General features: G+C 55.7%; 8 protein-coding genes. 3 read left to right on the top strand and 5 right to left on the bottom strand.

What is annotated here, in order from left to right; all coding sequences use genetic code 11:
• Positions 1-185 precede the first annotated feature (185 nt).
• From pncA to sppA, 3 genes are all read right to left on the bottom strand, one after another.
• Positions 186-794 (bottom strand): bifunctional nicotinamidase/pyrazinamidase, encoded by a 609-nt coding sequence (pncA, locus tag RTK32_RS15110; RefSeq protein ID WP_312045400.1) that lies wholly within the window; start codon positions 792-794, stop codon positions 186-188.
• Between the two features lie 7 nt (positions 795-801).
• Positions 802-1,821, bottom strand: a complete 1,020-nt coding sequence (ansA, locus tag RTK32_RS15105) for an asparaginase (protein WP_312045398.1) — start codon at positions 1,819-1,821, stop codon at positions 802-804.
• Between the two features lie 86 nt (positions 1,822-1,907).
• A complete protein-coding gene (gene sppA / locus RTK32_RS15100) occupies positions 1,908-3,764 on the bottom strand; it encodes a signal peptide peptidase SppA (RefSeq protein ID WP_312045396.1) in 1,857 nt (618 codons plus the stop codon).
• Between the two features lie 181 nt (positions 3,765-3,945).
• Between sppA and RTK32_RS15095 the strand changes: the two genes are divergently transcribed.
• The 3 genes from RTK32_RS15095 (at position 3,946) to RTK32_RS15085 (ending at position 6,896) form a co-directional block, all read left to right on the top strand.
• The gene (locus RTK32_RS15095) at positions 3,946-4,497 is read left to right on the top strand and encodes an NAD(P)H nitroreductase (RefSeq protein ID WP_312045394.1); all 552 of its coding nucleotides are present in this window, start codon (positions 3,946-3,948) and stop codon (positions 4,495-4,497) included.
• A gap of 149 nt (positions 4,498-4,646) precedes the next feature.
• Entirely contained in the window at positions 4,647-6,563 is a 1,917-nt protein-coding gene (locus RTK32_RS15090; RefSeq protein WP_312045392.1) for a DNA topoisomerase III, read from the top strand.
• Positions 6,564-6,626: 63 nt separating this feature from the next.
• A complete protein-coding gene (locus RTK32_RS15085; RefSeq protein WP_312045402.1) occupies positions 6,627-6,896 on the top strand; it encodes a YnjH family protein in 270 nt (89 codons plus the stop codon).
• Here RTK32_RS15085 and RTK32_RS15080 read toward each other — a convergent pair.
• Positions 6,889-7,284, bottom strand: coding sequence for a pyrimidine (deoxy)nucleoside triphosphate diphosphatase (locus RTK32_RS15080; protein ID WP_312045390.1), 396 nt, complete (start codon positions 7,282-7,284; stop codon positions 6,889-6,891). The two genes, RTK32_RS15085 and RTK32_RS15080, sit on opposite strands and share 8 nt — an antisense overlap.
• A complete protein-coding gene (gene xthA, locus RTK32_RS15075) occupies positions 7,284-8,090 on the bottom strand; it encodes an exodeoxyribonuclease III (RefSeq protein WP_312045388.1) in 807 nt (268 codons plus the stop codon). Before xthA ends, RTK32_RS15080 begins: the two co-directional genes overlap by 1 nt.
• Positions 8,091-8,455: the final 365 nt, after the last annotated feature.

The raw sequence follows: 8,455 nt of genomic DNA, 5'->3' as shown, positions 1-8,455 counted from the left end.
CTGGTTGGCTGGTTGGCTGGTTGGCTGGTTGGCGGATTGGTTGGCTGGCTGGCACATCGCATGATCAGCTCATTTGGCCCTACAAACAGGCGGAGAGGGCCAGGCAGAAAACTAGCGAGGCAGGCAGAAGGTTAGAAGGTTCCATTGCTCGCCTTATGCCATCCCGCTGAATCCGCCGCAGAGAGTCAGATAATAATTGCGCCTTTATTCGCCATCTCTTTCAGTGCTTTTTCACTGTCATAGGGTGAAAGGTTTACGCCGCGACAGCCTTCGGTAACGACTTTAACCTGATAACCGAGCGCCAGGGCATCCAGTACGCTGTATTTCACGCAGTAGTCCGTCGCCAGCCCCATCATTGTCAGGCTGGTGACGCCATGGCTTTTCAGCCAGTCATCCAGCGCCGTTTTGCTGCGATGTCCGTTATCGAAAAACGCGCTATAGCTGTCTGTCAGCGGCTGCTCGCCTTTATAAATCCGTGTGGTCAGGTAACGACGGTCCAGCGCAGGATGCAGCTCTGCACCGGTGCTGTGCTGTACGCAATGATCTGGCCACCATATTTGCGGCAGGCCGTCCAGTTCGCCCAGCGTGCCCGCAGGCTGGCCCGCGACTGACGCAAAGCTGCCGTGGTTAGCCGGATGCCAGTCAAGCGTGGCCACCACAGGCCGCTGAAGCTGATAAAACGCTGCGGCGTAACGATTGGCTACGGTAATAGTCCTGTCGCCACCCTCGACGGCCAGGGCGCCACCCGGACAAAAATCGTTCTGCAGGTCAATCAGGATCAGAGCCTGGTGCATTTTTATCTCACTTTTCGTCAGGCGTCAGTTCACCACGCAGATTCACCTGCATTTTCTGGCGAACTTCATCGCTGGAAAGGTTCTGGCTGAGCAGAAAATGCAGTTTGGTCAGCGTGGCTTCAACGGTCATATCATAGCCGCTGACCACGCCAGCCAACGCCAGTGCATTGCCCGTAGCGTAGCCGCCCATATTGACTTTACCAGACATGCATTGCGTCAGATTCACCACCACGATGCCGCGATCGGACGCTTCTTTTAGCTCTTTCAAAAAGGCAGGGTTTTGTGGGGCGTTCCCTACGCCGTAGGAGCGCAGGATCAGCGCTTTTACCGGCTGGCGCAAAAAGTTGCTGACCACATCGGCAGAAATTCCTGGATAAATAGTGACCACGCCGACCGGCTGAGGCGTAATCGAACGAATAACCAGCGGGCCCTGACCACCAGGCGCAGCGGGCGTATTCAGGCGGCGGATATGGATCCCTGCTTCCAGCAGTGGGGCAAGATTAGGCGAGGCGAAGGCGTTAAAGCCATCGGCATGGGCCTTGGTGGTACGATTGCCGCGATACAGTTGATTGTTGAAGAAAAGGGCAACTTCATTAATAGGGTAGTTAGCGGCAACAAAGAGTGAATTAAGCAAATTCTGCTGTCCGTCAGAACGCAATTCGGCCAGCGGGATTTGTGACCCTGTCACAATTACCGGTTTAGCCAGATTCTCCAACATAAAAGAGAGCGCAGAAGCAGTGAACGCCATGGTATCGGTGCCGTGCAGGATGACAAAACCGTCGTATTTATCGTAGTTAGCCTGGATATCATCCGCAATCGTTTGCCAATCCTGCGGTGTCATATCGGAAGAATCAATCAGCGGCTGATACTCATGGATGGTGAAATCCGGCATTTCGGTACGATGAAATTCCGGCATCTTCGCCAGCTGGTTTTGCAGATGACCGGACACCGGCACGTAACCATGTTCGGAACGCTGCATGCCGATAGTACCGCCGGTATAGGCTACATAGATGGATTTTTTTTGCATGGGATTGAATTACTCAGGCTTGAAAAAGAGGGCAGTATAAGGGGAAAACCGGGGAAAAGCAGCCCGACCAGCGGGCCGCTTTCGGCTTATTTGACCTGGCTACAGGTCAGGCAGAACGCATAGCGGTTCTGTGGGTCGTTGAGATTATCAAACAGACCCGGCTGATTTTTCATTGCAGTCATCACGTCATACATCGGTGCAGGCAAATAAACCTGCAGCGCCGCAGGCAGGGCGGCACGTACCGATGCATCCAGCTGGCTAAACAGCAGATCGGCAAAACCGGGCTCGTCCTGATACCAGTTCAGCTGGGCCTGCTTAAGATGGGCCAGTTCTGCTGCTTTGGCTACCGCGTCATCAAAATCACCCAGCGAGTCGACCAGTCCGTTGTTTTTGGCATCGCTGCCTGTCCAGACATGACCCTGAGCAATTTGATCGATCTGTTCCGGCGTTTTCCCGCGAGAGTGGGCTACCAGCCCCAGGAAGTTTTTATAGCCGTTTTCAATGCTCAGCTGCATCAGCTGCTGCACTTCTGGCGGCAGGGCCTTGGTCGTTGCCACGTCCGCCAGCGGTGAGGTGGCTACGCCGTCGGTATGCACACCAATGGCATCCAGCGAGTTTTCAACCGTATTGATGACGCCAAAGATACCGATAGAGCCGGTCAGCGTGCTCGGGCTGGCAATAATGTAACTGGCTGGCGTGGAAATCCAGTAGCCTCCCGAAGCGGCCATACCGCCCATCGACACCACTACTGGCTTGCCGACCTCTTTGGCTGCCGCCAGTTCCTCACGTATGGTTTCAGACGCGCTGACGCTGCCGCCAGGGCTGTTAACGCGCAGAATAATCGCCTTGACCTGGTCATCCAGGCGCGCTTTACGGATAGCCAGCGCGGTGGTATCGCCGCCGACATTACCTGGCGTTTCTTCGCCGTCCATAATCGCGCCGTTAGCCATAATGACGGCAATATTGCCGTTGGCTGCCGGTTTGTCTTTGATCGCGTAGTCGTAGATGCTGGTGCCCTTAAAGTCTTGTGCCTGCTTGTCCCAGCCAAAAATTTTGCCCAGCTCTCTGTCCACGACTGAACGAGAAGCCAGTTCGTCTACCAGCTTGTTGTCTTTTGCATAGCGCGCGGTATCGCCACCCACTTTTTGCAAACCGTCAAGCACGCCTTGCGCCCCAGGGAACAGCTGCTGTGGAGTAGTCTGCCGGTTGGCGGCGAGGGTATTAAGGTAGTTCTGCCACAGCTCGCCAATCCAGCGGCTGTCCGCATCGCGCGCGGCAGGTGACATATCATCACGCAGGAAAGGCTCCACGGCAGACTTGTAGGTGCCCACGCGGAAAACGTGAGAACTGACTTTCAGCTTGTCCAGCAGCGTTTTGTAGTAAAGCCCGTTAGTAGCGAAACCGTGTAAATCGACCGTGCCCTGTGGCGACAGATAAATTTTGTTGGCGAAGCTGGCAAGATAGTATTGCGCCTGGCTGTAACTGTCGCCGGTAGCATAAATCTGTTTACCGCTGTCACGGAACTCGCGCAGCGCTTTGCCGATATAGCTCAACGAGGGCTGGTCCGCCCCGGCGAAATCACGCAGATCGAGTACCATACCGGTAATATTGCCATCATTTTTCGCCTGGCGAATGGCATCCACCACGTCAAACAGCGAATTCTCTTTAAGGCGATCGCTGCTGGTCCCCAGCAGCTGACGGCCAAGCTTGCTGAGCTTATTGCTGACGGAAGGCTTATCGACAACGACGCCGGCCAGGTCAACAATCAGTGCGCCTTTCTGCGTTTCAACCGGTGCAGAGGATTTGGTAAACTGGAAGTACCCCACGGCGCAGATCAAAATCAGCAGTACCAGGAAAAGATTAAGGATAAATTCCCGAATAAAATTCAGCAGGCGCCAGGCCCCTTTAAAAACGCCAGCGATCGCTCGCCACAAAGTGCGCATAGTCTCTCCATAATCGCGATAAAAAACCCGGAAATTCGACGGAAAGCAGCCCGTGCCGGGTCAGGATGGTGACATCCTAAAGAGCAGGGACAAACTTGTCAGCAGGAAAAAGCGGAATGCTGTAACAAATCATCATCCTGTGCTAGCTTCAGCAGCTCAGTATTATGATCAGGAGTAAGTTATGGACGCACTGGATCTGGTAGTTAACCGTCGTTCCGCCTCACGCTTAAGCGAGCCTGCGCCCGCCGGAGAAGCGCTGGAAAATATTATTCGCGCCGGGATGCGCGCGCCCGATCACGGCACCCTACAACCCTGGCGGTTTACTGTCATTGAGAACGAAGGGCGCGACCGCTTCAGTCAGCTGCTGGAAAAAGCTGCGCGTGACGACAATATGGAACCGAAAGCAATTGAAAAAGCAAAGCAGTCGCCGTTTCGTGCCCCAATGATTATTACCGTAGTGGCCCATTGCGAAGAACACCATAAGGTGCCTCGCTGGGAACAGGTGGTCTCCGCTGGCTGTGCGGTAATGGCAATGCAGATGGCGGCCGTGGCTCAGGGCTTTAACGGTATCTGGCGCAGTGGAGCCTGGACTGAGCATCACGCGGTGCGGGAAGCGTTTAAGTGTCGCGAGCAGGACGCTATTGTCGGCTTCCTTTACTTAGGTACGCCGCAGCTGAAATCCTCCACCACGCTGGTCCCACCCGACACGGCGCCTTTTGTCAGCTATTTCTGACAGATCCTCAGCTTCAGAAAAGGCAAAATAGTCGCGTGGCCGTTATTTTGCCGGGATAATAAGCAAACGGACGGTGAAACGCTTATCACCGTCTGCTGAAAACGCTACCATCTATCCACTTTTGTCCCCCTGAAGGAAGTCATCGCCGGATGCGTTTGTTTATTGCCGAAAAACCCAGCCTCGCCCGCGCGATTGCGGACGTTCTCCCCAAGCCACATCGCCGAGGCGACGGCTATATCGCCTGCGGCAGCGAGGATGTCGTCACCTGGTGCGTTGGCCACCTGCTTGAGCAGGCGCAGCCCGACAGCTATGACAGCCGCTATGCGCGCTGGGCACTGGCCGACTTGCCTATCGTGCCGGAAAAATGGCGGCTGCAACCGCGCCCCTCCGTAGCAAAACAGCTGAACGTTATCAAAACGCTACTGGAGAAAGCCAGCGATGTTGTGCACGCCGGTGACCCGGACAGGGAAGGGCAGCTGCTGGTGGACGAGGTACTGGACTATCTGGCACTGCCGCCACAGAAGCGTGAACGCGTACAGCGTTGCCTGATTAACGATTTAAATCCGCAGGCCGTATCAAGGGCGATTGAACGCCTGCGCGAAAACCGCGAATTTATTCCTCTGTGCGTATCGGCGCTGGCGCGAGCGCGTGCCGACTGGCTTTATGGTATCAATATGACCCGCGCCTATACGCTGCTGGGCCGCAACGCCGGTTACGACGGCGTGCTGTCGGTGGGGCGCGTTCAGACGCCGGTGCTGGGCCTGGTGGTCCGGCGCGACGAAGAAATCGAAAATTTCGTGCCTAAAGATTTCTTTGAGGTAAAGGCGCATATTGTCACGCCAAAAGATGAGCGCTTTGTCGCCACGTGGCAGCCGAGCGAAGCCTGTGAGCCGCATCAGGACGAGGAAGGCAGACTGCTTAATCGCCAGCTGGCCGAGCACGTGGTCGCGCGCATTGGCGGCCAGCCAGCGCATGTCACCAGCTATAACGACAAACGCGAGAACGACACCGCGCCGCTGCCTTTTTCGCTTTCTGCCTTGCAGATTGAAGCGGGCAGGCGTTTTGGGCTGAGTGCCCAAACAGTGCTGGATACCTGTCAGAAGCTTTATGAAACCCATAAGCTTATTACCTATCCTCGTTCGGACAGCCGCTATTTGCCTGACGAGCATTTTGCCGGCAGACATGCAGTGCTGAACGCCATTAACGTGCACCAGCCGTCGCTGACGCCGCCAGCCGATTTCGACAGCGATCGCCGCAACCGCTGCTGGGACGATAAAAAAGTGGATGCACACCACGCTATTATTCCTACGGCGCGCAGCAGTCAGGTCAGGCTGACCGAAAATGAGGCCAATATCTATCGCCTGATCGCCACGCAGTATCTGATGCAGTTCTGTCCTGATGCTATCTACCGTAAATGCGTAATCGAGCTGGATATCGCGGGTGGCAAGTTTATGGCTAAAGCGCGTTTTCTGGCCGAAGCAGGTTGGCGCGCGTTACTGGGCAGCAAAGAGCGGGACGAAGAAAATGACGGCACGCCGCTGCCAGTGGTGGCCAAAGGGGACGAGCTATTGTGCGAAAGCGGAGAGGTTGTTAGCAAGCAGACCCAGCCGCCTCGTTCCTTTACCGATTCAACGTTATTATCGGCCATGACCGGTATCGCACGATTTGTACAGGATAAAGATCTAAAGAAAGTGCTGCGTGCGACCGATGGTTTAGGAACAGAGGCGACTCGCGCCGGGATTATCGAACTGCTGTTTAAACGTGCTTTTCTGGTTAAGAAAGGGCGTTACATCAATGCGACTCCCGCCGGGCGCGCGCTGATCCACTCGCTGCCGGAAATGGCGGCGCGTCCGGATATGACCGCCCAGTGGGAATCCACGCTGACCAAAATCAGTGAGAAACAGTGCCGCTACCAGGACTTTATGCAGCCGCTGGTGGGGACGCTCTATACTCTGATCGATCAGGCGCGACAGCAGCCCGCTGCGCACGCGTTCCGTGGCCTTCCTTCACCGGCGGGTAACCGTAAAAAGCCGCAGCGTAAGGCGGCGAAAGCGAAGGGGAATTAAGTGATGAAAAGCGTTTTAGTCGCGGCCGTGCTGTTGTTCTGTTCACCGCTGTATGCGGGGGAAATGCATCTCAGCACGGGGCATAACGATTATGAGCAGGATCGGGAACCTGTGCAGAGCGGCGGCGCCAATGCGGATGTGATGGTGGATATGCCGCCGGAGGTCTGGACGCAGGGACAGAACAATCAGCCTCCCTGTCTGCGCTGCTGTACTTATCAAAATCGCAGCTACACCGAAGGCTCGGTAGTGAAGATGGAAGGCGTGCTGTTACAGTGCAGCCGCGATGAAAAATCTTACGGTACCAATAATCTGATTTGGCAAACCGTTAAGTAGTCTGTCTGAGCCAGGCGGCCAGCAGGGGAATATCGGCTGGCGCCAGTTCGTAACGCTGCGCTTGCTGCGGCAAACACCAGGCCAGCGCCTGGTGGCAATTCAGCTGAGGTTCGCCGGTAAACGCCGCGACCTGCCAGGCGTGCAGATGGATCTGCCGTCCGTTAACCTCGCGACTTTCACTGGCAATATAGCCGCCAATCACAGCGTCAATGCCCAACTCTTCTTTCAGCTCTCTCTGCAGCGCCTGAGGCTGGCTTTCACCGGCCTCTACTTTACCGCCCGGAAATTCCCACAGCCCGGCCTGATCGCCGTGCGGGCCACGTTGCGCCAGCAAAATTTTTCCCTGGCGCACAATCAACGCGGCCACGACGTCAAGCTTAGCCGCCATCAGAAACTGAACTCGGCCCAGACGGGCGCGTGATCGGAAGGCTTTTCCATGCTGCGGATAGCGTAATCAATACCGGTAGCTGTGCAGCGCTCGGCTAATGGCTGGCTGGCCAACAGCAGATCGATACGCAGACCGCGATTATCATCGAAGCCTTTGGAACGGTAATCAAACCAGGAAAAGCGATCGTTGACGTCGCCATTCTGCGCGCGCCAGGTATCGACCAGTCCCCAGTTAAGCAGGCGATCCATCCATTCCCGCTCTTCCGGGAGGAAGGAGCATTTGCCGGTACGCAGCCAGCGTTTGCGGCTGTCTTCGCCGATACCAATGTCAAGATCGGTCGTGCTGATATTCATATCGCCCATTATCAGTACCGGATTGGTGGGCTGGTGCTCCTGCTCCAGGTAGCTTTGCAGATCGCGGTAAAACTTCTCTTTTGCCGGGAATTTTGTCGCATGGTCGCGGCTTTCGCCCTGCGGGAAGTAGCCGTTAATCACGGTGATATTGCCGATTGGGCTAACGATATCCGCCATAATCAGGCGGCGTTGTGCCTCTTCATCATCTCCTGGAAAACCGCGACGTACCGCTACCGGCTGGCTTTTAGTCAGCAGCGCAACGCCATAGTGGCCTTTCTGGCCGTGATAAAACACGTGGTAACCCAGGCTGGCGACGTCGTCGAGCGGAAACATGTCATCGTGCACTTTCGTTTCCTGCAGGCCGATGACATCCGGCTGATGTTGCTCAACGATGGCCGCGAGCTGATGGGGACGGGCACGCAGCCCATTGATATTAAAAGAGAGAAATTTCATTACCAGGCCCGATTGGCGGGAAAAAGATGTGCGGATGGTAGCAGAATCTGACGCCGACTGTCATTAGTCAGCCGTGGAGCGCGTTCCAGCACCAGACGGTTCACCGGATAAAAGGTGCTGAGAGCAGCAGTGTGCGGGAAGGATTTACGTCGCTGGGCTCCGTGCCCTGCGGGTCAAACCTTCGGGGTCGAAGCTTCTCATCCTTCCCTGTGTGGGATCTGAAAGGAAGTGCTTTGTATGGGAGCAGGAGAAGTATGAAAGGGAGGTGCTCAGGGTGGAATTGTACGGGAAGGATTTACGTCGCTGCGCGCCGTGCCCTGCGGGTCAAACCTTCGGGGTCGAAGCTTCTCATCCTTCCCTGTGTG

Origin of the sequence: Erwinia sp. (genome assembly GCF_031978025.1) — a bacterium.
GTDB lineage: Bacteria > Pseudomonadota > Gammaproteobacteria > Enterobacterales > Enterobacteriaceae > Erwinia.
This window is presented reverse-complemented; position numbering and strand designations above follow the sequence as displayed.